This window comes from Actinomycetospora sp. (genome assembly GCF_036497585.1).
Taxonomy (GTDB): Bacteria; Actinomycetota; Actinomycetes; order Mycobacteriales; family Pseudonocardiaceae; genus Actinomycetospora.
Map to the genome: position 1 here is coordinate 21,814 of NZ_DASXJD010000204.1, position 21,176 is coordinate 42,989.

The window sequence follows — 21,176 nt, forward strand, 5'->3', positions numbered from 1 at the left end:
GGGCGCTCACCCGGCCAGTTCCGCGGCGTCGTCGGTGAGATCCACCCGGCGGGCGCGGTAGAGCGCCAGCGCCACCGCGAACCCCATCGCCATCTCGAGGGCCATCACGGTCACCATGACGACGACGAGCACCGACGCGTTGCCCGGGTGGCCGCCGGCCCACCAGATTCCCCCGGCCGCGAGGATCAGCCCGTTCACGACGAGCTCCAGCCCCATCATGATCATCACGATCGACTGCTGGGAGAGCGCGCCGTACACGCCGGTCGCGACGAGCGCCGCGGCGACGACCAGCACCACCCGCAGGGTCACCTCGGTCATCGCCGGCTCCCTCGGCTCCCCCTGCTCGCCGAGAGCGCCACCGTCCCGACGATGGTCGCCAGGATCGCCAGCCCGAGCACCGTCATCGTCGGCATCTGGGCGCCCATGAGGTCGGCGCCGAGCGCGGTCGTGGGGTCTCCCGCCGTCCCGGGCCGGACCGGCCAGGGCACCAGCAGGGCGCCGGCCGCCAGGGCGGCGAACACCCCGAGCGCGACGAGCCGGGAGCCCCACCGGTTGTGGACCATCGTCATCGGCTCGAGGCCCGCGGGGTTCATCATCAGCATCACCATGAAGACGACCATGATCATCATCTCGATGGTCATCATGAGCACGACGACGATGCCGAGATAGGTCAGCCCGAACGCCAGCAGCACCACGGCGACGGCCACGAAGGAGGCGAGCAGCAGGAACGTCGCGCGGGCCATCGAGTCGACGACGAAGACGCCGAGCCCGGTCACGACGGCCACGACGCCGAGGGCCGCGGTCAGCACCAGCAGCGTCATACGAGCACCACCACCGTCACGACGAGCGCCTGCGCCACCGCGAGCGGGATGAGCACCGTCCACGCCAGCGTCGCGACGCGCTCCATCCGCAGGACCGGCATCACCCGGCGCAGCCCGAGCAGCACCGCGAGGACGACGAGGAGCTTGACCACGATCCACGCCCACGCGGGCCCGCCGAACGGATCCGGCCCGGTGATCGGCGGCGGCGCGCCCCCGCCGAGGAAGAGCGGCACGGCCATCGCCGCCGCGGCGACCAGCAGCATCCAGCGGCCGGCCCGCAGCAGCAGCCGGTCCAGCCCGGCGTGCTCCGCGCCCGCCCCGCCCGCGAGGTCCCGGCCCAGCGGCGCCGCGAAGGGTCCCCAGAAGGCCATCGCCGCGGTGGAGACGAGGTAGAGCAGGAACGCGACCGGCATCCACACCGCGTACCAGAGGCCGTGCTGGGCGGCGGCGACGTCGGCCGGGTCGAGCGAACCCGCGGCGATCGCCGGGGTGATGATCGCGAGCATGTGCGGCAGCTCGTAGGCCAGCCCCAGTGGCAGCACGCGGTAGCCCCCGACGAGCGCCGTGACCGCGTTCGGGCCCCAGCCCGCGGTCCACACCGCGAACCAGGCCAGCACCTCCATGGCGTTGAACCACACGATCCCGACGTCGAGGTCGACCGGCGCGCCGCGGTGGCCCGGGAGCCCGAGGGGCACGACCGCGAGGGCGAGCACGGCGCCGACCGGGAGCACCGTGAGGCCGATCCGTCCGAGGAACGGGTCGTCGGCCGGGGTGCGGCGGCGCTGCTTCGCGAGCAGACGGAGGGTCTCGACGGCGGGGGCGCTCGGCCGGTCGCCCGCAGTGACGGCGCCGGCGGCGGCGGCGAGCCCGGCGGCGAGGACGAGGGCCGGGGCGAGCAGCAGCAGCGGGAGGAGGGTCGCGGGGTCAGCCATGGTGCTCGTGGTGGTGCGCGTGGCCGCTCGCGGCGGGGGTGAAGGGCTCGACGGGGCCGGCGCCGAGGGCGGTGTCCGGGTCCATCGCGGCGAGGGCGAGCCGGGCGGCGCCGAGCTCGAGCCCGACGAGCGCGGCGGCGGCGCGGTGGGGAGCCGGCCGGACCGGTGGGGCGAGGCTGCCGCCCAGGCCGGCCGCGAGCGCCCGGACGCGGGCCTCGACGGTGGGTTCGGGAACCGGGACGTGGTCGGTGGCCGCGAGCGGGATGCCGCGCAGGGTCCAGGCGAGGACGCGCGAGCGGGCGAGCCGGCGGCCGAACGTGGTGAGCTCGCCCGGGGCCGGGTCCCGGTCGCGCAGGGCCCGGGCGCGGGCGGCCGCCCGGTCGGCGCCGGCGAGGCCGAGGACGCGCACGAGGGCGTCGAGGCGGAGGTGGTCGGGGCCGCGGGGTGTGCGGCGGCGCCCGGCGGGCTCGCGGGGGCCGGGGACGTCGAGGACGTCGGCGCGGGCGTCGGTGACGAGGTCACCGGCGAGGGTGGCGTGCACGACGAGCCCCGCGGGCCAGTGGGGGAGGACCGGCCCGAGCGCGGCGTGGACGACGTCGAGGGCGAGGTCGTCGCGGTCGGTGTCGGCGAGGCCGGCCATGACGGGGTCGGCCGTCGGTGCCAGCGGAGCGTCGTTGCTTGCATCCGGTGGCAGGAAGGCCGCACCGTCGTCGGTCGCTCCCGACCCGGGGTGCCGCGACGACGGGGCTCTTCTCCCGTTCCACGCAAGCAACGACGCTTTGCTGCCATCACCGCGGAGGTCAGCCACCGCCGCGTCCAGCGCTCCCGGGAGCTCCCCGGGCGACTCGACCCGCACCAGCACCCGCGGCGCGGGCACCGTCGCCCACACCGCCGCCACCACCTCCGCCAGCCGCGGCCCGACCTCGCCCGCGACCAGGACCACGTCCGTGTCGGCGGGGGAGTCCGCCGCCGGCCACCCGCGCCGGGCGAGCTCGGCCTCGGCGGCGAGGCGCACGGCGAGCCGCTCGTCGGTGACCGGGGCCGGGGCGATGGTGAGCACGTGGGGACGGCGGGCGGCGAGGCGCGCCAGGCCTAGGACCACCGGAACGCGCCCTCCCGCCAGGCGTAGAGCACCCCGACCAGCAGCACCCCGAGGAACGCGAACATCTCCACCGCGGCCCCCGGCCCGCTGCGCGCGAGCACGAGCGTCCACGGGTACATGAAGATCATCTCCATGTCGAAGGCGAGGAAGACCAGCGCGATCGTGGACCAGCGGACGTGGAAGCGCGACACCGCGTGCTCCACCGGGGGTAACCCGCCCGCGTGCGGCGCTGCCACCAGCGGACGGCGCGCCCCCCGCACCAGCCACGAGACCGCCACGACCAGCCCGACGCCGACCAGCGCCGCCCCGGCGACGACCGCGAGACCGAGCGCGGCGTTCACGCCCGGGCCGCGGGGGCGAAGCGGCGCAGGCGCAGGCTGTTGGCCACCACGAAGACGCTGGAGAACGCCATCGCGGCCCCGGCGATCATGGGGTTGAGCAGGCCGAACGCGGCCAGCGGGAGTGCCGCGACGTTGTAGGCGAACGCCCAGAACAGGTTCCCGCGGATGGTGCCGAGCGTCCGGCGGGCCAGCCGCAGGGCGTCCGGGACGGCCGCGAGGTCGTCGCGCACCAGCGTCACGTCGCCGGCCTCGATCGCGGCGTCGGTCCCCGCACCCATCGCGAGCCCGAGGTCGGCCTGGGCGAGCGCGGCGGCGTCGTTGACCCCGTCGCCGACCATCGCGACGACGTGGCCCGCCCGCTGCAGCTCGGCGATCGCGTCGGCCTTCTCCTCGGGGAGCACCCCGGCGCGCACGTCGTCGATCCCGGCGCGCGCGGCCATCGCCCGGGCCGCCGTCTCGTGGTCCCCGGTCAGCACCACGGGGTGCACCCCGAGCCCGCGCAGCGCCGCGACGGCGCCCGGTGCCGAGCCCCGCAGGGTGTCGGTGACGGGGAGGACCTCGCGGGCGGCGCCGTCCCACCCGACGACGACGGCGGTGGCCCCGCCCGCCCGCGTCGCCTCCACGCGCGCGGCGAGGGTCGGCGAGAGCGGCATACCGTGCTCGGCGAGCAGGCGCGGCCGCCCGACGACGACGTCGTGGGCCGCCTCGCCCACGTGCACCGTGCCCGTGACGCCGAGCCCGTCGACGCTGCGCGCCCCGGTCACCGGCGGGAGCAGCCCGGTGGTCCGCGCCGCCTCGGTGATCGCTCGGGCCAGCGGGTGGGCCGAGCCGTCCTCCACCGCGCCCGCGAGCCGCAGCGCCGTCCGGTCGACCCGCTCGGGGTGGGCCAGCCGCATGGTCCCGGTGGTCAACGTGCCGGTCTTGTCGAGCACCACGGTGTCGACCCGCCGCGTGGACTCGAGCACCTCCGGGCCGCGCAGCAGGATGCCCAGCTGCGCCCCGCGCCCGGTGCCGACCATGAGCGCCGTCGGGGTCGCGAGCCCGAGCGCGCAGGGGCACGCGATGACGAGCACCGCGACGGCCGCGGTGAACCCCGCGGTGAACCCCGCGGTGAGGCCGCCGCCGAACCCGAGCCACCCGAGGAACGTCGCCACCGCGATCACGACGACCACCGGGACGAACACCGCCGACACCCGGTCGGCGAGGCGCTGCACCTCGGCCTTGCCGTTCTGGGCCTCCGCGACCCGCCGCGTGATCCGGGCGAGCTGGGTGTCGGCACCGACCCGCGTCGCGCGCACGACGAGCCGGGACCCGACGGCCACCGTCGCCCCCACGACCTCGTCGCCCGGCGCGACCTCCACCGGCACCGACTCCCCGGTCACGGTGCTCGCGTCCACGGCGCCGATGCCGTCGACGACCACGCCGTCGGTGGCCACCCGCTCCCCGGGGCGCACGACGAACTCGTCGCCGACGACCAGCTCGTCGACCGGGACGCGGTGCTCGACGCGGTCGCCGGAGGGACCGTCCCGCAGCACCGCGACGTCCTTCGCGCCGAGGTCGAGCAGCGCGCGCAGGGCGGCCCCGGCGCGGCGCTTGGCCCGCGCCTCGGCGTACCGCCCGGCGAGTACGAACGTCGTCACGGCCGCCGCGGTCTCGAGGTAGATCGCGTCGCCGCCGCCCGGGGCGAGGCTGAAGGAGTGGCGCATGCCGATCATGCCGGCGTCGCCGAACACCAGCGCCCACACCGACCATGCGAGCGCGGCCAGCGTGCCGAGCGAGATGAGGGTGTCCATGGTCGCGGCGCCGTGGCGCAGGTTCACCGCCGCGGCGCGGTGGAAGGGCCAGCCGCCGAGCAGCACCACTGGTACGGCCAGGACCAGCGACAGCCACTGCCAGCCGGGGAACTGCCAGGCCGGGACCATCGCGAGCGCGACGACCGGCACGGTGGCCACCGCGCTGCCCACCAGCCGGGTGCGCAGCGCCCCGGCCTCGTCGTCCGCCTCGTCGGCCGCCGGGAGGGCGGCGCCGTAGCCGAGGCCGTCGACGGCGTCCACGAGGTCGGCGAGGGCGACCGACGCGGGGTGGCGGACGCGGGCCCCGGCGGTGGCGAAGTTGACCGTCGCCGTGACGCCGTCGAGCCGGTTGAGCTTCTTCTCGATCCGCATCGCGCACGACGCGCAGGTCATCCCGGTGATGGCGAGCTCGGTGGTGGCGCGCTCGCCGGCGGGTACCGCGGCCGTCGTCATCGTCGCGCCCTCCTCGTCCACCGCCCCAGCAATACCCCGTGGGGGTACCCACGTCAACGGACCTTCCGGATACCCCACCCGGGTATGATCGCACCGTGACCGAGACACCGGACGAGGCGCCCGCCGCGCCGCACGGCTACTCCCCGCACAAGGAGGCGCACCTGCGGCGCCTCAAGCGCGTGGAGGGTCAGGTCCGCGGCATCGCGCGCATGATCGAGGACGACAAGTACTGCATCGACGTGCTCACCCAGGTCTCGGCCGTCACGGGCGCGCTGCAGACCCTTGCCCTGGCCCTGCTCGAGGAGCACATGGGCTCCTGCGTGGTCGACGCCGCGAAGGCGGGCGACGAGCAGGCCAGGGAGAAGGTCGCGGAGGCCTCGGCCGCGATCGCCCGGCTGGTGCGCTCCTAGCTCGTGCGGTCCTAGCTGGTGCGCTCCTGGGCCGTCCCGGTCAGCGCGTCGAGCCGCGCGCGCAGCTGCGCCGCGACGGTCTCCACGCCGCCGAAGCGCCGGTCCACGATGTACTGGCCCAGGCAGGACACCGCCACGATCGGCCACTCCATGAGGCCCACCGCGCCGGCCGCGACGAAGAGTCCGTAGAGCAGCAGGCTCTCCGGCTCCGGGGTGTGCGCCTCGATCCAGGCCCACACCGCGGCGTCGTCACCCCGGTCGAGGGCCGCGAGCAGATCCGGCGCGGTCTCCGGCGACCCGTGCACTTCGGGCGGCAGCGCCGGCGCGGTGTCGGTCCGCGCGACCTCGGCGGCCGTCCCCGTCGGGACGCTCATGAGCACACGGTCGGTCATGCGGTCCTCCGGCAGGGTCGACGAACGGGCCACGCTACCCGGCGTCCACTCGCCGTGTCCCCGTACGAGGCCCCGATGTCACCGGGGCTTCACACGTCGGGCTCCCACACCGCCTGCAGGGCATCCCGGCGTTCGCCGCGGTCGAGGCCCCGCAGGTCGGCCGTGCCGTGCTCGGTGACGACGACGTCGACGTCGTGGCTCGCCGTCGTCACCGGGCGGGAGAGCCGCTCGACGAGGTTCGGGGTGCCCCGGTGGGTGCTGGCCAGCGCGATCACCGACAGGCCGCGGCGGGACCGGGTGGCCGCCGCGGCGTAGTCGGGGTGGCCGCCGATGCCGCCGACGATCGCGCGAGCCGTGCCCTCGACGTTCACCTGCCCGTCGCGGTCCACCTCGACGGCGGTGTTGACCGCCACGAGCGGCGGCTCCGAGGCCAGGCGCACCGGGTCGTGGGTGTGCTCGACGCCGTGCAGGACCGGCCGGCCGGCACGACCCCGGGCGTCGGCCCAGGCGTAGAGCCGCCGCGTGCCGACGAGGTAGGTGGCGACAGCGTCGGAGGCGAGCAGCCCGGCGTCGTCGAGGTCCACGACGCCGTCGCCGAGCAGCCCGGAGTCGACGTGAACCGGGCGGCCGCGCTCCAGGACCGCGGCGACGACCGCCGCTCCCAGCTGGCCCGGCGCCCACTGCAGGCGGGCGCCCGCGGGGAGCAGGTCCGCGACGTGGTGACCGATCGCGCGGTGCTCCGCGGAGGGCTCAGCGGCCCCGGCGATCTCCTCCGGGCCGAGGCGGGTCCGCCCGACGACGTGGGTGCGGTCGTCGGGCAGCGGCGCGCCGGCGGCGGCGCGGGGGAGTGCCTCGTCCACGACGACCGCGATCGGCACCCCGGCGTCGATCACCGCCCGCACCCACGACACCTCACTGCCGAGCACGAGCCCGCCGGGGTCGGGAGCCGCGCCCACGAGCAGCAGGTCGGGGCGCAGGACGCCCGTCACCAGGGCGGGGGTGGCCGACAGCCGCACCGGCACCGCCCGCACGTGACCCTCCGCGACGGCGGGGCGCAGACCCCAGCCGGGCATGACGGTGCGCGCGTCGGCGAACGCGGCGAGGTCGAGGCCCTCGGGGGCGGCGGGCATCCAGCCCAGCAGTGCGCGCAGGTCACCGCGCTCGCGGGCCAGGGCCGAGAGGGCGGCGAAGGCTGCCCGCGGGGTCCCGCAGCCGTCGGCGACCGCGATGCGCGCCCCCGGACGCACGAGGGCGGCGAGCGCCGAGGCGTCGATCTCCGTGCCGGGTGGCGGGGAAGCGTTCACGGACGAGTGCTCCGGGGGGTCGCGGCGGGACGGGGATCGGCGCAGCGTGATCATGCCGGACGGTCGGGCGCATCCCCGGGTGGTCCCTGGGACACCTGTGGGTGATCACGCGTGGCGTGGGGCAGCGGTGTCGCCGTCCCTTCCTAGCGTGCGCCCACATGGGGGTTCAAACTCGGCCGAACGGGCGCACTGGCCGCCGCAACGCCGCGCTCGTCGCCGCCGTCGTGGCGGTCGTCGTCTTCATCGTCGGCCACGCCGCGACGGCCGCCCCCGCCGTGCCGGTCCTGCCGGTCGTCCCGGGCCTCGGCACCGCCGGCGGGCCGGTCGCGGTGCAGCGGTCGGCCACCGCCAAGGTCGCCGACCTCATCGGGGCCGGGTCGATCAACGACACGGGCCGGCGCTGGGGGGTGGAGGGCACCGACCTCGGGCACATGTTCATGGTCGGACCGCGCCTGGCGATGACCTTCGGCGACACCTTCGGAACGCCTGCGGTCCAGGACTTCTACTCGGTCACCCACACCGACTGGCGCTCCAACGTCATCGCGTCGATCGACCCCCCGGTGACGCCGGCGCTCGGGCTGAGGTTCCGCGGGATGATCACCGACCGTCCCGGGCACGCGAGGGAACTGATCGCGTCGAAGAAGGTCAAGGGCGTCCAGGAGACGGTGATCCCGACCTATGGCATGGCGAACGGGCCCAAGAACGCCACGATGAACCTCCAGTACATGTCCGTACAGTCGTTCGACCAGCCCGGCCACTGGCGACTCACCGGTTCGGGCATCGCCTCCTCCACCGACGGTGGCGTCACGTGGAAGGACCAGCCGAGCGCCCGCTGGCCCGCGAACTCGAAGTTCGGGCAGGTCGCGTACGTGCGCCCCGGGGGCCCCGACGACCCGAGGGCCCCTGTCCCCGCCGGCTCCGCCCCCGGCGACACGGTCTACGTCTACGGCATCCCCGGCGGTCGCTACGGCGACCTGTCGCTGGCCAAGGTCCCCGCCGCGCAGCTCACCGACGCCTCCGCCTACCGGTACTGGAACGGCACGACCTGGGTGGCGGGCGAGGCCCACGCGACGCCGGTGGTCAAGGGCCCGGTCGGCGAGCTCTCCGTGCGCTGGTCCTCGTACTACCAGCAGTGGATCATGATGTACCTGGTCGACGACACCGGCGAGATCGTGCTGCGCACCGCCCCCGCGCCCACCGGACCGTGGAGCGCCGCCCAGGTCGTCACCACCACCAAGGACTTCCCGAAGGCCTACGCGCCCTACCTGACGCCGCGATGGAACGACGGGCCCGACCTCTGGTTCACTATGTCGCAGTTCACCACCTACCGCGTGGAGCTCATGAAGACCCGGCTGACGGTGCTGCCCGCGGGCGGGACGGTGCCCGCGGCCGGCCAGCCGCAGTCGCTGCCCGCCCGGTCGCCCTCGCTCTCGGCGCCGCCGTTGCCGTCGGCGACGTCGGCGGCATCGGCGGCGTCCTCAGCGGTCCCGACGACGACGGCCGCGCCCACCTCCTCGAGCGCCGTGGCCCCGGCGGCAGCCACCGTGTCGTCGGATGGGCCGCCGTCCTCGGCGACCCCGACGACGACGCGCCCCACCGCGGCGGCTCCGCCTCCGTAGCTCCGCCTCCGTAGCTCCGCCTCCGTGATCATGACTTCAGTGGCGACACACCCAACGGCCGCCAGGACTCGCCGCAGAGGTCGTGATCATGAGCCGAGTCCGCCCCCTCGCGGTGCGGTCGCCGAGGATTCCGCCGCCCGCCGTCCCGGGCCGTGCCGGACTACGTCAGGATCGTCCCGATCCGTCCACGGACCCGAGGGGCAGCCGATGCGCTACGACGACGACGCCCAGCTCGACACCTCCCAGGTCACCGACGACCGCGGCGAGGGTGGCGGCGGGCCGGTCGGTCTCGGCGGGGGAGGGCTGGGCGGTGGGCTGCTGCCGCTGCTGCTCGGCTTCCTGTTCCGGGGACGCAGCGGCAAGGCGAGCTGGATCGTCATCGTCGTCGCGGTGATCGGGTTCTTCGCCGTCCAGTACCTGGGTGGCGGCGCCGGGACCTCGTCGTCGGTGGCCGGCCGGTTCGGGGACCCGGGCGGCCCGGGGCGGGCGGGCACCTCGGACCTCGCGAGCGAGTGCCGCACCGGCGCGGACGCGAACTCCAAGCTCGACTGCGCGATCGTCGCCGACATCAACTCCATCCAGGCGTACTGGTCGGGTGGGGGCTACCAGTCCGTCGCGCGGACCGTCCGGGGCGCCGCGCCGCGCTACCAGAACGTCGACACCGTGTTCTTCACCGGCTCGACCACCACCCGCTGCGGCAGCGCCGACTCCAGCGCCGGGCCCTTCTACTGTCCCGGCGACGACCTCGTCTACATCGACCTGAGCTTCTACGACCAGCTCAAGTCCCAGTTCGGGGCCGAGGGCGGGCCGCTCGTGAACGCCTACGTGCTCGCCCACGAGTACGGCCACCACGTGCAGGACCTGCTCGGCACCGAGGCGAAGGTCCGCAGCCGGCAGGGCGCGTCGTCGGACTCGGTGCGCCTCGAGCTGCAGGCCGACTGCTACGCGGGGGTCTGGATGGACCACGCCTCGCAGCCCGCGAACGGGAAGCCGGCCCTGATCACCGGCATCACCCCGGCCGACCTCGCCAGCACGATCGACGCCGCCCAGCGCATCGGGGACGACTACATCCAGGGCAAGCTCGGCGGCGGGACGGTCAACCCCGACTCGTTCACCCACGGCACGTCCGCCCAGCGCAAGAAATGGCTCACGACCGGCTTCACCACCGGCGACGCGACCCGCTGCGACACCTTCTCGACGAACGACCTCGGTTGACGCCGGACGGCGGGGGCTACCCGAAGATCGGCCCCGACGGCCGGTACGTCGGGCCGCGGGACTGAGCGCCGCGTGACCGGCACATTCCCGGCCACGCGGCGGTCCGCCTACCGCACCCCGCGCATCGCCTTCCGGATCCACGGCGACAGGCCGAACAGGAGCCCGCCGAGCACCAGGGCCACGACGCCGAGACTGGCGAAGTAGGCGCCCTCCACCGACGGGTCGTAGAAGCCGGCGAGCGTCCCGGCGAGGGCCGAGCCGAGCGAGACCGAGAGGTAGAACAGCGCCACGGTCTGCGAGCGGAACAGCGACGGTCCGATCCGGGTCGAGAGCGAGAGCCCGACGGGCGAGAGGCACATCTCGGCCAGCGCGAAGACCAGCAGGATCAGCACGAGCGCGAGCACCGGGGTGGAGTTCCCCGAGCCGCCCGCCCAGGGCAGGAACAGCAGGAACGCGATGCCCATCCCGCCCGCCCCGAGGGCGAACTTCACCGGGGTCGACGGCGCCCGCTCCCCGAGCTTGGTCCACAGCACCGCGAAGATCGGCGCCAGGACGATGACGAAGAACGGCTCGAGGGAGTTGACGAACTCCGTGGGCATCTCCCAGCCGCCCAGCACCCGGTTCAGGCGCTCGTCGGCGTAGATCTCCACGACCGAGAACTGCTGCTGGAACAGCGACCAGAACACGACGCTCGCGAGCCACATCGGGATGAACGACCGCACCCGGCTGCGCTCGTCGGAGGTGACCCGGTGGCTCGTCAGCAGCAGCGCGAAGAGCGCGATCGCGATCAGCGCGACGACGATCGCGACGGCGGTGGAGAGATTGTCCGGGGTCAGGACGTCGAACACGAACAGGAGCACCACGACCACGGCCGCCGCCACCACGCCGGCGACCGGGCGCACCCAGGCACCCGGCGCCAGGGGGTTGGGCACCGCCGAGGCCGACGCCGGCAGGTTCTTCCGGCCGGTGACGTAGATGGCCAGGCCCAGCGCCATCCCGACCGCGGCGAGGCCGAACGCGAGGTGGAACGACTCCAGCCCGGCCCGGGTCAGACCGGTGAGGAGCGGGCCGACGAGGGCGCCGATGTTGACGCCCATGTAGAAGATCGAGAACCCGGCGTCGGCGCGCGGGTCGTCGCGCCGGTAGAGCGACCCGACGACGGAGGTCGCCGCCGTCTTCACCCCGCCGGAGCCGAACGCCACGAGCACGAGGCCCACCGCGACGCCGCCGAGCCCCGGGAGCACCGCCAGGGCGATGTGGCCGAGCATGACGACGCACGCCGAGAGGAACAGCGTCCGCTCGGCGCCGAGCACCCGGTCCGCGACCCAGGCGCCCCCGACGCACGCGAGGTACACCATCCCGCCGTAGGCGCCGATGATGCTCGTCGCCTCGCCCTTGTCGAGGCCGAGCCCGCCCTGCGTCGTGTAGTAGAGGTAGAGCGTCATCACGGCCTGCATGCCGTAGAAGCTGAAGCGCTCCCACAGCTCGACCGAGAACAGGTTGGCCAGCGCGAGCGGGTGGCCGAAGAAGCGGCGGTCGGCGGAGAAGTCCTCGCCGGCGTCGGGCGTGGTGGTGGAGACGGCGCCGTCGGCGGGGTCCGCCGCCGCGGGGTCGTCCGGGGAACCGGGGGTCGTGGTCACGGCCGGACAGGGTGTCGCATCCGAGAGGTCCGCACCAGTACCTCACCGCAACTTGACGCTCCGTGTCCGGTCGCTCGCCGTTCATCACGCGTCGGAGGCGGAATTCCGGCGAGGGGAACAGGACTCGACGTCCTGCGACCGTTCCGTCACGATGCGTCGCACATCACACGGGTGTGACGTCGAGACGGAGGCCGTCCATGGGCGGGGTATATGTCCAGCAGTACGCCCCGGTACTGGGGTCGCTGGCCTGGAGCTCGCTGGTGGCGGCCGTGCCGCTGCTCGTGCTGTTCGTCCTGCTGGGAGGTCTGCGCGTCCGCGCCTGGCTCGCCTCGCTGATCGCGCTGGCGGCGGCCCTGGTGGTCGCCGTGGTCGTCTACGGGATGCCGGTGGGGATGGCCGTCCTGGCCGGCACCGAGGGCGCGGCCTTCGGCTTCTTCCCGATCCTTTGGATCGTCATCAACGCCCTGTGGATCTACCGGATGACGGTGCGGAGCGGGCACTTCGACGTGCTCCGGCGCTCCTTCGGGTCGGTGTCGTCGGACCAACGGGTCCAGGCGGTGATCATCGCCTTCTCGTTCGGCGCCCTGCTCGAGGCGCTCGCCGGGTTCGGTGCCCCGGTGGCGATCTGCACGATCATGCTCATCGGGCTGGGCTTCCGGCCGCTGCGGGCCGCCGTCGTCGCCCTCGTGGCGAACACCGCGCCCGTGGCCTTCGGCGCCATCGCGGTGCCGATCACGACGCTGGCCCAGGTCACCAACCTGCCCGAGGCGGCGCTGGGCGCCGTCGTCGGCCGCCAGACGCCCGTCCTCGCGCTCTTCGTGCCGTTCGTGCTGGTGGCGCTGGTCGACGGGACGCGGGGGCTGCGGGAGGCCTGGCCGGTCGCGCTGACCGGCGGTCTGACGTTCGCGATCGCCCAGTTCGCCGTGTCCAACTACCTCTCCGTGCCGCTCACCGACATCGTCGCCGCGCTGGTGTCCGCCGGCGCCGTCGTGCTGCTGGTGCGGGCACGGGCCGGTGCGACGACGTCGCGCGCCCCCGTCCCGGTCCCCGCGGGCGGGCCCGACGTCGGGTCCCCCGACGGCCCGCCGTCCAACGGGGCGTTCGGGGGCGGTGGCACCCCGGACCGCGCCGACGCGCCCCCGGACTCCCGGCGCGACGTCGTCCTCGCCTACATGCCCTACGTGATCATCATCGTGCTGTTCTCCGTGCAGCAGATCCCGCCGATCACCAAGGCCCTCAACGCGGTGACCGTGAAGTTCCGCTGGCCGGGGCTCGACGTGCGCTCGCCGTCGGGGACGCAGGCCTCCTCGACCTCGTTCACGTTCAACTGGCTCGCCGCCGCCGGGACGATCCTGCTGATCGCGGGCGTGCTGACGGCGCTGGTCCTCGCGATCCGGCCCGGCGACGCGCTGCGCGCCTACGGCGAGACCCTGCGCGAGTTGCGCACCGCCATCGCCACCGTGATGGCGGTGCTGGCGCTGGCCTACGTCATGAACCTCTCGGGCCAGACCATCACGATCGGGCAGTGGCTGGCCGCGACCGGCGGCTTCTTCGCCGTGCTCTCCCCGGTGCTGGGCTGGCTCGGGACGGCCGTGACCGGCTCGGACACGTCGTCGAACTCGCTGTTCGGGGCCCTGCAGGTGGCGGCGGCGCAGAAGTCCGGGCTCGACCCGGTGCTGCTCGCGTCCGCGAACTCCTCGGGCGGCGTCCTCGGGAAGATGATCTCGCCGCAGAACCTCGCGATCGCCGCCGCGGCGGTCGGGATGGCCGGACGCGAGGGGGAGATCTTCCGGCGGGTGCTCCTGTGGAGCCTGATCTTCCTCGCCGGCATGTGCCTGCTGGTGTTCCTGCAGTCGACCCCGGTGCTGGGCTGGATGCTGCCCTGATCAGGGCGTGCCGGCGCGGTGCAGCGCCAGCACCGAGTCGGCCGGGCCGGTCGGCGCCCAGGTGCCGGACGCGGCGGTCCAGGTCCGGCCGTCGAAGGTGACCCGGTCGAGGGTCAGGCGGGTGGCGTGGCCGACGAGCCAGGAGGCGATCGCCCACCCCGCCGCGGGGGACTGGGGGCCGGAGAGCCGGGCGGTGCCGAGCTCCTCGGTGGCCAGCCGCACCACCGTCTCCTGGGCCGGCGCGCCCAGGTCGAGGTCGGTGCAGGTCAGCGCGCCGGGTGCCTGGCCGAGGAAGGCGAGCGCGAGGGTCCGGGCCTCCGGCTCGTGGTCGGCGTAGGCCTCGGGGTAGCCGCTGCGCTGCACGCGCTGCGCGGCCTGGGTGACGTCCATGCCGGCCCACCCGGGGATCGTGAGCAGGGCGTCGTAGAACTTGGTCGTCGACGTCACGGTGTCGGTCAGCTGGGCCTCGGTGCCCCAGCCCTGGCTGGGGCGCTGCTGGAAGAGGCCGACCGAGTCGCGGTCGCCGCTCTGCAGGTTCGCGAGCCCGGACTCCTGGATCGCCGTGGCCAGCGCGATGGTCACCGCGCGGTCCGGCACGCCGAGCTTGCGCCCGACCCCGGCGATCGTCGCGGCGTTGTCCATCTGCTCGGGGGTGCCGCTCCAGGTCGGCCGCAGCCCGGGGGAGTCGGGCGGGGCGGTGACGGTGCACTGCGGGACGCGGGTCACGCCGGAGTTCACGACCACCAGGACGAGCACCACCAGGGCCAGGACGACCACCACCCCCAGGGCCGCGGGGACGAGCCAGCCTGGCCGTCCGTCACCGACGACGAGGCGTCGCACCGTCTCCCTCACTTCACCGCCCCGGGGCCGTCGTGGCGCTTCACCCCGAGTGTCGCACCGGCGCCGGTTTCGTCCGGTGCGAGGTGGGGCACGACCAGCCCGTGACCCGGACGACCACCCCACCGGGGACGACGACGGACCGCGTCCGGGCGGCCGCCGTGCTGCTCACCGCCCTGGGCCAGCTGGTCGTCGGCGCGGTGGGCGGGTCCGGGGCGTTCGGCGAGTCGATGCGCGTGGTCTCCGCGGAGAACTCCACGCCGATCGTCCCGGTGCCCGGGGCGTTCGCGATCTGGGGCGTCATCTACGCCTGGGTGCTCGTCCTGGCCGTCCGGCAGGCCCTGCCCTCGCAGTGGGCGCGCCCGGAGCACCGGGCCACCGGCTGGTGGCTCGTCGGGGCGGCGGTGGCGAACGCCGCCTGGGTGGTCGTGTTCTCCCAGCGGCTGGTCGGCTGGTCGGAGGTCGTGATCGTCGCCCTGCTGGTGTGCCTGGCCGCGGTCCTGCGGGCCCTCGCCCCGAGGAGCGACCGGGTGCCCGTGGCCGTCGTCGACCGCTGGACCCTGTACGCGCCGGTCGCCTTCTACGCGGGATGGGTCAGCGTGGCCACGGTCGTCGGGACGGCGGCCACCGGCCGGTGGGCGGGGCTGCCCGGGGAGGGCACCGTCGCGCTGGTGCTGGGCGTGGTCGTGCTGCTGGCGACCGGCGTCATCGCCGCCGGGGTGGCGACGGCGGGTCCCGCCCCCGTCGCGTACGGCGCGAGCACCCTGTGGGCCCTCGGCGGGGTGGCGCTGGCCGGCAGCGGGGTCTCCGTCACGGTCGCGGCGATCGTGGCGGCCGTCGTCGTCGTGCTGGCGGTGGCCCGACGCCTCGCCCGGGCCCCGCAACCGCTCGCCGCGGCCTTCGGCTGAGCGACGACCGCCCGCCGCCGGCGCCACACCGGACCCCCACACCGCTGGGCTCCCGCACAGCCGCCGCACAGGGAATGCCCAGCACCCGGCGAGGAATCCGGCTGATCGTCGTGCCCCGTGACCACCTCCGTCATCACGGCACCGCCCGCCGGTCCGGAGTCCGGACCGGAGCCGCGCACCACGGCCCGCTGGTTCCGCCCGGGCCTCGCGGGCGTCCTCGTGCTCGCGGGCCTCCTCGACCTCTGGGACCTCGGGGCCAACGGCGACGCGAACGCCTTCTACGCCGCCGCGGTCCAGGCCTCGACCCGCAACCCGGTCGCCTGGCTCTTCGCCGCGGTCGACGCCCCGGGGTTCATCACCGTCGACAAGCCGCCCGCCGACAACTGGTGGATGGGGCTCTGGGCGAACCTGTTCGGGTTCTCGCCGTGGTCGATGCTGGTCCCGCAAGCGGTGCTCGGGATCGCCACCGTGGCGCTGCTGGTGGTGCTCACGGTCAGGCGCTGGTCCGGGCCGGGCGCGGCGCTCGTGGCCGGCGTCGTGCTGGCCCTGACCCCCGTCGCGGTCATCATGTTCCGCTTCGACGACCCCGACCCGATGCTGACCTTCCTGCTGGTCGCCGCTGCCTACGCGCTCGTCCGTGCGGTCGACGCGGCGGATCGGCGGGCCGGCACCGGGTGGCTGGTGGCGTGCGGGCTGTTCGTCGGGCTCGGGTTCCTGGCGAAGATGGGCGTGGCGATGCTCGTCGTCCCCGCCTTCGCGCTGGTGTACCTGGTTGCCGCCGGGGTGCCGTGGCGCCGCCGGATCGGGCAGCTGGCCGGGGGCCTCCTCGGGATCGTCGTGGGCGCGGGCTGGTTCCTCGCGCTCGCGGCCGCGTGGCCGGCCTCGGCGCGGCCCTGGATCGGCGGCTCGACCGACGACTCGCTGCTCCAGCTCGCCGTCGGCTACAACGGGCTCTCGCGCATCGTCGGCCGCTCCGGAGGCGGGCCGGGCGGTCCCGGGGGAGGCGGCCCCGGCGGCCCGCCCGGGGGCTTCGGCGGGTTCGGTGGACAGGCCGGGCTCGCACGGATGTTCTCCGCGGAGTTCGGGGGTCAGATCGCCTGGTTGCTCCCGGCGGCGCTGCTGGTGCTCGTCGCGCTGCTGTGGGTCACGCGCCGGGCGCCCGCCACCGATCACCTGCGCGCCGCGACGCTGCTCTGGGGCGGCTGGCTCCTCGTCAGCGGCGCGGTCTTCTCCTTCATGGCGGGGATCGTCCATTCGTACTACACGATCGTCATGGCGCCGGCGATCGCCGCGCTCGTCGCGATCGGGGCCCGCGAGGCGTGGCCGCGCCGCGGGGAGCCGGCCGCCCGGGTGCTGCTCGCCGTCGGGGTCCTCGGGACCGCGGCGTGGTCGGCGGTGCTGCTGTGGCGCAGCCCGACGTTCCTGCCGTGGCTGCCGGACACGGTGCTCGCGGCCGGGGTGCTCGCCGCGCTCCTCGTCGTGCTCCCGACGCTGCTCGCCCGGCGCGCCGGCGTCGTCACCGCGCTCGTCCTCGGTCTCGTCGCGACCCTCGGCGGGGCGAGCGCCTACGCCGTCGACACCGTCGTCACCCCGCACGCCGGGACGGAGGCCAGCGCCGGACCGGCGGTCCGGGACCAGCGCGGCGCCCGGTTCGCGGCGGCTGGTCGGACCGCCCGGCCGGGGCGGGGCGTCGCGGGGCGGGGCGGCCCGGGCGGGTTCGGCTCGGCGGACCCGCGGGTCGCCGCCCTCCTGCGTGGAGCCGGGACGCAGTGGGCGGCCGCGACCCCGACCACGATGGCCGCGGCCGGGCTCGAGCTCGCCAGCGACACCTCGGTGATGGGACTCGGCGGGTTCTCCGGCTCCGACCCGACGCCGAGCCTCGATCAGTTCCGGGCCGACGTCGGCGCCCACCTCGTGCGCTACTACGTGACCCCGACGACGACGGGTGCGGTCGGCGGCCGCCGCTTCGGGGGCTTCGGTGGGCGTGGGGCCGCGATCGCGCCGATCCAGTCGTGGGTGCAGGCGCACTACACGGCCACGACGGTCGGCGCGGACACCGTCTACGACCTCGCGGCGCCGGCGCACCAGGGGTCCTGAGGCACCGAGCGGACCTCCACGGTTGCCGCATCAGCCCTGGTGGTCCACTCGGCGGGGTCGACGTGCCGACGACGCTGAGAGGATGCGGGACGTGCTGCGCCATCACGGCTCGCGCCGGGGGACCGGCTACGCCGCCTGGACCGTGGTCGTCGAGGGCACCGACGTCCTCCTCGTCGACACCGGCTTCCCCGACGACGCCGAGGCCCTCGTCGCCTCGGTCGCCGCCGCCGGGCGGTCGGTCGCCGACGTCGTCGCGGTGCTCGTCACCCACGCCCACGTCGACCACGTGGGCGGCCTGGCCGCGCTGCCGACCCACCTGCCGGTGCTGTGCTCGCAGGGAGAGGCCGCGCACCTGCGGCGGGAGTTCCTCGAGCAGGTCTCGCCCGCGGCGATCGCCGCCCGGTTGTGGCGGCCGCGGGTGGCGCGCTGGGCAGTGGGCGTGCTCCGCGCGGGCGGCCTGCGCGACGTCCGGGACACGCGTGCGGTGGGCGTCGACACGGGGGAGCGCCTCGACCTGCCGGGCCGCCCGGTCGCGGTCCCGACCCCGGGCCACACCAGCGGGCACGTCGCCTGGCACTTCCCCGACGACGGCGTGGTCGCCTCGGGCGACGCGCTGGTCACGGCGCACCCCACGAGCAGGCTGACCGGCCCGCAGCTGCTCGAGGAGATGTTCCACCACGACCCGGAGGCCGCCGAGGCCTCCCTCGCCGTGTTCCGTTCCCTCGACGCCGACCGGCTCTTCCCCGGCCACGGCCCGCCCGTGAGGTGGCCTTCGGCCCTGTGAGCACTTTCCGGGGCCATGACCCCGGAAAGTGCTCACCTGCGCGGAGCGCACCTCGCCGACACCCTGTGACGACGATGCGCCGAGGAGTGCTGTTCACCGGTCGGTAACCCTTGACGGGGTCCCGCGGGCGAGTACGGTCGGAGTGGTCGATGTGGTCCCGATCACACGGTTTGAACAATACCCGAGAGTCCGCTGGATCGACCGCAACGGCGTGCCGCAAGCCCCGACGAGGAGGCAGGTGATCCATTGATCGCAGGGAACAACCCGCACTGGACCGGCCCCCATCGCTCGTCGGATCACGGCCGGCCGTAGCTCCTCGAGGCACGGCGCGGCACGCCCACGAGAGCGCAACCCCACGAGCGGTGCGCCGGGAGACCTGGAGCGGGTCCCGAATCCGAACGTTCCTCCGAGCCCGGGACGGCGTCACCCCCACGCGGGGAGGCGCCGTCCCGGCATGTCCGGCCCCTTCTCAGTAGTGCACGACGCCTCGCTGGCCGCCGCCGGCACCGATCGCGTCGCCGGTGACCGCGACCGACCGCGGCGACGCGAGGAACACCACGACGTCGGCCACCTCGTCGGCCGTGATCAGTCGCCGCAGGCTCGTCGTCGACTCCAGCCCGCGCCGCACCTCCGCCTCGGACACCCCGCGCGCTGCCGCCTGGTCGGCGAGCAGCTGCGGGATCCGCTCGGTCTCGGTCATCCCCGGGTGCACGCACGTCGCGGTGATGCCGTGCGGGCCGAGCTCGTCGGCGAGGTTCGCCGTGAGGGCCGCGACCGCCACGTTGCGGATCGTCCCCGCGATCGAGCCCGTCCGGCGGGCGTTGAGCCCGCTGATGTTGACGATGCTCCCGGCGCCCTGCGCGATCATCGCGGGTGCGACGGCGCGAGCACAGCGCAGGTAGCCCATCACCTTGGTGTCGAACTCGCCGGTGACGGCGTCGTCGGTGAGCTCGGTGAGCGACGGGACGCCACCCCCGCCGGCCGGCCGCGCGGCGGCGTTCACGAGCACGTCGACGCCGCCCCACGCGTCCACCACCTGGGCCACCATCGCCCGCACGGCGTCGTCGTCGGTGGTGTCGGCGACGAGGGCGAGGGTCGTGCCGTCCACCGACGCGGCGGCGGCCTCCAGGTCGTCCGCGGAGCGCGCGACGAGCGCGACGGAGGCGCCCTCCGCCACTAGCGCCCGGGTGCACGCCAGGCCGATCCCACGTGAGGCTCCGGTGACGATCGCGCGTGCACCGGCCAGTCCGAGGTCCATGGGCCCGGCCTTCCCGGCCGGGGTCCGGCTCACGCCCCGTCGTCCGGGGTGTCGGCCACCCCGGGCAGCAGCAGCGTGACCGTGGTCGGCGCCGACGAGCGCAGCCGCAGCCGGCCGCCCTGCGCCTCGGCCAGGCGGCGGGCCAGCGCGAGGCCGATGCCGTGGCCCGCCCGGTCGCCGCCCTCCCTACCCGGAGCGGACCGGTCGCCCGGGCGGCCGGCGAACAGGGCCGCCTCGTCGAGGGCGAGGGTGCCCTCGTCTGAGACGTCCACCGCGACGGCGGGGCCCGCGTCCCGGGCGGTGACGGTCACCGCCCCGGTGCCGTGGACCAGCGCGTTCTCGACGAGGACCGTGAGGATCTGGCGCACGGCGGCCGCCGAGGCGCGGGCGTGCAGGTCGCCGTCGTCGATGCGCACCGTGACCGTGCGCCCCTCGGCGACGTCCGCCCGCACCTCCCCGACCACCCGCTCCACCAGGTCGGCCACCGCGAGCTCCTCGCGGTGTCCCCCCGCCGGCTCCCGGGCGAGGCGCAGGAGCTCCTCGACGGTGCGATGCAGGCGGTCGGCGGCCTCGAGCGCGGAGTCGACGGCCTCGCGGACCCGCGGCGAGTCCGGCGGGAGGCTCGCGGCCTCCTCGAGCCGCAGCCGCAGCCCGGCGAGCGGAGTGCGCAGCTGGTGGGACGTCTCGGCGGAGAACGCCCGTTCCCGGGTGACCAGCTCGTCGAGCCGGGTCGCGGTCACCGCCAGCGAGTGGTGCACGGCTGCGATCTCGGGCACCGGCTCCGGGCGCCCCGCCCCGGTCGGCTCGGAGACGGTGAAGTCGCCCTCGCCGAGGCGGGCCGCGTCGGCGGCGAGCACCTCGAGCGGCGCGGAGAGCCGGACCGCCAGCCGCCGGGCGACCAGCCGGGAGCCCGCCACGGCCGCGACCCCGAGCACGAGCATCACCGCCCACGTCACCCCGGTCCGCTCGACGGACTCCGCCTGCCGCCGCGAGGCCCGCAGGACGCCGACGCGGCGGTCGCCGTCGAGGACCGGGACCGCCACGAGGAAGTCGCCGTCGGCACTGGAGCGCACCACCCGGCCGGTCAGTGCTCCGCCCAGCGCCGGGGACAGGCGCGCGGGGCCGTCCCCGGTGATCTTGTGCCCGTCGAGGCCGTAGACCGCGGCGGGGCTCGCGGCCGAGACGGGGGAGACGTCGAACGGGACGTGACCAGCGGCGAGCACGGGCGCGATGCCGTCGGCGGCGACCTGCGCGTCGCCCTCGAGGTCGCTCTGCTCGTCGACCACGTAGTAGCGCGCCGCGCCGGCCGCCAGCGGCAGCCCGAACACGGTGATGGCGACCATCGACACCACGACGGCGAACCGGATGATCCGCGCCTGCACGC

Annotated in this window: 19 protein-coding genes; 7 read left to right on the top strand and 12 right to left on the bottom strand. The window is 75.2% G+C overall.

Features of this window, described 5'->3' with window-relative positions:
• Positions 1–6 precede the first annotated feature (6 nt).
• The 6 genes from VGH76_RS19855 to VGH76_RS19880 are packed head-to-tail and all read right to left on the bottom strand — an operon-like array spanning position 7 to position 5,442.
• A complete protein-coding gene (locus VGH76_RS19855) occupies positions 7–318 on the bottom strand; it encodes an NADH-quinone oxidoreductase subunit NuoK (protein WP_331558447.1) in 312 nt (103 codons plus the stop codon).
• The gene (locus tag VGH76_RS19860) at positions 315–821 is read right to left on the bottom strand and encodes an NADH-quinone oxidoreductase subunit J (protein ID WP_331558448.1); all 507 of its coding nucleotides are present in this window, start codon (positions 819–821) and stop codon (positions 315–317) included. Before VGH76_RS19860 ends, VGH76_RS19855 begins: the two co-directional genes overlap by 4 nt.
• The gene (locus VGH76_RS19865; protein ID WP_331558449.1) at positions 818–1,753 is read right to left on the bottom strand and encodes an NADH-quinone oxidoreductase subunit H; all 936 of its coding nucleotides are present in this window, start codon (positions 1,751–1,753) and stop codon (positions 818–820) included. The genes VGH76_RS19860 and VGH76_RS19865 overlap by 4 nt, the downstream gene beginning before the upstream one ends.
• Positions 1,746–2,855 carry a hypothetical protein gene (locus VGH76_RS19870; RefSeq protein WP_331558450.1) on the bottom strand — a complete coding sequence of 370 codons (1,110 nt, stop codon included), beginning with the start codon at positions 2,853–2,855 and terminating at the stop codon, positions 1,746–1,748. The genes VGH76_RS19865 and VGH76_RS19870 overlap by 8 nt, the downstream gene beginning before the upstream one ends.
• A complete protein-coding gene (locus VGH76_RS19875; protein ID WP_331558451.1) occupies positions 2,846–3,196 on the bottom strand; it encodes an NADH-quinone oxidoreductase subunit A in 351 nt (116 codons plus the stop codon). Before VGH76_RS19875 ends, VGH76_RS19870 begins: the two co-directional genes overlap by 10 nt.
• Positions 3,193–5,442 (bottom strand): heavy metal translocating P-type ATPase, encoded by a 2,250-nt coding sequence (locus VGH76_RS19880; RefSeq protein WP_331558452.1) that lies wholly within the window; start codon positions 5,440–5,442, stop codon positions 3,193–3,195. Before VGH76_RS19880 ends, VGH76_RS19875 begins: the two co-directional genes overlap by 4 nt.
• Before the next feature lie 95 nt (positions 5,443–5,537).
• Between VGH76_RS19880 and VGH76_RS19885 the strand changes: the two genes are divergently transcribed.
• Positions 5,538–5,852, top strand: a complete 315-nt coding sequence (locus VGH76_RS19885; protein ID WP_331558453.1) for a metal-sensitive transcriptional regulator — start codon at positions 5,538–5,540, stop codon at positions 5,850–5,852.
• A gap of 11 nt (positions 5,853–5,863) precedes the next feature.
• Here VGH76_RS19885 and VGH76_RS19890 read toward each other — a convergent pair whose 3' ends face one another.
• Both VGH76_RS19890 and VGH76_RS19895 read right to left on the bottom strand, forming a co-directional pair.
• Positions 5,864–6,244, bottom strand: coding sequence for a hypothetical protein (locus VGH76_RS19890; protein WP_331558454.1), 381 nt, complete (start codon positions 6,242–6,244; stop codon positions 5,864–5,866).
• 89 nt (positions 6,245–6,333) lie between these two features.
• Positions 6,334–7,548: an acetyl-CoA hydrolase/transferase C-terminal domain-containing protein gene (locus VGH76_RS19895; protein ID WP_331558455.1), complete on the bottom strand. Its 1,215-nt coding sequence runs from the start codon at positions 7,546–7,548 to the stop codon at positions 6,334–6,336.
• Between the two features lie 158 nt (positions 7,549–7,706).
• On the opposite strand from VGH76_RS19895, the gene VGH76_RS19900 reads away from it, so the two are divergent.
• Positions 7,707–9,167 carry a DUF4185 domain-containing protein gene (locus VGH76_RS19900; protein WP_331558456.1) on the top strand — a complete coding sequence of 487 codons (1,461 nt, stop codon included), beginning with the start codon at positions 7,707–7,709 and terminating at the stop codon, positions 9,165–9,167.
• A 207-nt stretch (positions 9,168–9,374) separates the two neighbouring features.
• Positions 9,375–10,382 (top strand): KPN_02809 family neutral zinc metallopeptidase, encoded by a 1,008-nt coding sequence (ypfJ, locus tag VGH76_RS19905; protein ID WP_331558457.1) that lies wholly within the window; start codon positions 9,375–9,377, stop codon positions 10,380–10,382.
• Between the two features lie 107 nt (positions 10,383–10,489).
• Here the strand turns inward: ypfJ and VGH76_RS19910 are convergent, their stop codons facing one another.
• Positions 10,490–12,022, bottom strand: a complete 1,533-nt coding sequence (locus VGH76_RS19910) for an oligopeptide:H+ symporter (protein ID WP_331558458.1) — start codon at positions 12,020–12,022, stop codon at positions 10,490–10,492.
• A 197-nt stretch (positions 12,023–12,219) separates the two neighbouring features.
• Here VGH76_RS19910 and VGH76_RS19915 point away from each other — a divergent pair, with 197 nt between their 5' ends.
• Positions 12,220–13,908, top strand: a complete 1,689-nt coding sequence (locus VGH76_RS19915) for an L-lactate permease (RefSeq protein ID WP_331558459.1) — start codon at positions 12,220–12,222, stop codon at positions 13,906–13,908.
• Here VGH76_RS19915 and VGH76_RS19920 read toward each other — a convergent pair whose 3' ends face one another.
• Positions 13,909–14,748 (bottom strand): hypothetical protein, encoded by an 840-nt coding sequence (locus VGH76_RS19920; RefSeq protein WP_331558460.1) that lies wholly within the window; start codon positions 14,746–14,748, stop codon positions 13,909–13,911.
• Between the two features lie 101 nt (positions 14,749–14,849).
• On the opposite strand from VGH76_RS19920, the gene VGH76_RS19925 reads away from it, so the two are divergent.
• The 3 genes from VGH76_RS19925 (at position 14,850) to VGH76_RS19935 (ending at position 18,534) form a co-directional block, all read left to right on the top strand.
• A complete protein-coding gene (locus VGH76_RS19925; RefSeq protein ID WP_331558461.1) occupies positions 14,850–15,653 on the top strand; it encodes a hypothetical protein in 804 nt (267 codons plus the stop codon).
• Positions 15,654–15,770: 117 nt separating this feature from the next.
• Positions 15,771–17,750, top strand: coding sequence for a glycosyltransferase family 39 protein (locus VGH76_RS19930; protein WP_331558462.1), 1,980 nt, complete (start codon positions 15,771–15,773; stop codon positions 17,748–17,750).
• Positions 17,751–17,832: 82 nt separating this feature from the next.
• Entirely contained in the window at positions 17,833–18,534 is a 702-nt protein-coding gene (locus VGH76_RS19935; RefSeq protein WP_331558463.1) for an MBL fold metallo-hydrolase, read from the top strand.
• 469 nt (positions 18,535–19,003) lie between these two features.
• Here the strand turns inward: VGH76_RS19935 and VGH76_RS19940 are convergent, their stop codons facing one another.
• Together VGH76_RS19940 and VGH76_RS19945 are read right to left on the bottom strand one after the other, a co-directional pair.
• On the bottom strand, positions 19,004–19,792 hold the full coding sequence (locus tag VGH76_RS19940) for an SDR family NAD(P)-dependent oxidoreductase (RefSeq protein ID WP_331558500.1): 789 nt from the start codon (positions 19,790–19,792) through the stop codon (positions 19,004–19,006).
• Between the two features lie 29 nt (positions 19,793–19,821).
• The gene (locus VGH76_RS19945) at positions 19,822–21,174 is read right to left on the bottom strand and encodes a HAMP domain-containing sensor histidine kinase (RefSeq protein ID WP_331558464.1); all 1,353 of its coding nucleotides are present in this window, start codon (positions 21,172–21,174) and stop codon (positions 19,822–19,824) included.
• Positions 21,175–21,176: the final 2 nt, after the last annotated feature.

What these genes read in the sequence shown, in the direction of transcription:
- VGH76_RS19915 (WP_331558459.1), top strand. Translation starts at nt 12,220, where the DNA reads ATGGGCGGGGTATATGTCCAGCAGTACGCCCCGGTACTGGGGTCGCTG.
- VGH76_RS19865 (WP_331558449.1), bottom strand. Translation starts at nt 1,753, where the DNA reads ATGGCTGACCCCGCGACCCTCCTCCCGCTGCTGCTGCTCGCCCCGGCC.
- VGH76_RS19900 (WP_331558456.1), top strand. Translation starts at nt 7,707, where the DNA reads ATGGGGGTTCAAACTCGGCCGAACGGGCGCACTGGCCGCCGCAACGCC.
- VGH76_RS19880 (WP_331558452.1), bottom strand. Translation starts at nt 5,442, where the DNA reads ATGACGACGGCCGCGGTACCCGCCGGCGAGCGCGCCACCACCGAGCTC.
- VGH76_RS19935 (WP_331558463.1), top strand. Translation starts at nt 17,833, where the DNA reads ATGCGGGACGTGCTGCGCCATCACGGCTCGCGCCGGGGGACCGGCTAC.
- ypfJ (WP_331558457.1), top strand. Translation starts at nt 9,375, where the DNA reads ATGCGCTACGACGACGACGCCCAGCTCGACACCTCCCAGGTCACCGAC.
- VGH76_RS19860 (WP_331558448.1), bottom strand. Translation starts at nt 821, where the DNA reads ATGACGCTGCTGGTGCTGACCGCGGCCCTCGGCGTCGTGGCCGTCGTG.
- VGH76_RS19940 (WP_331558500.1), bottom strand. Translation starts at nt 19,792, where the DNA reads ATGGACCTCGGACTGGCCGGTGCACGCGCGATCGTCACCGGAGCCTCA.
- VGH76_RS19890 (WP_331558454.1), bottom strand. Translation starts at nt 6,244, where the DNA reads ATGACCGACCGTGTGCTCATGAGCGTCCCGACGGGGACGGCCGCCGAG.
- VGH76_RS19855 (WP_331558447.1), bottom strand. Translation starts at nt 318, where the DNA reads ATGACCGAGGTGACCCTGCGGGTGGTGCTGGTCGTCGCCGCGGCGCTC.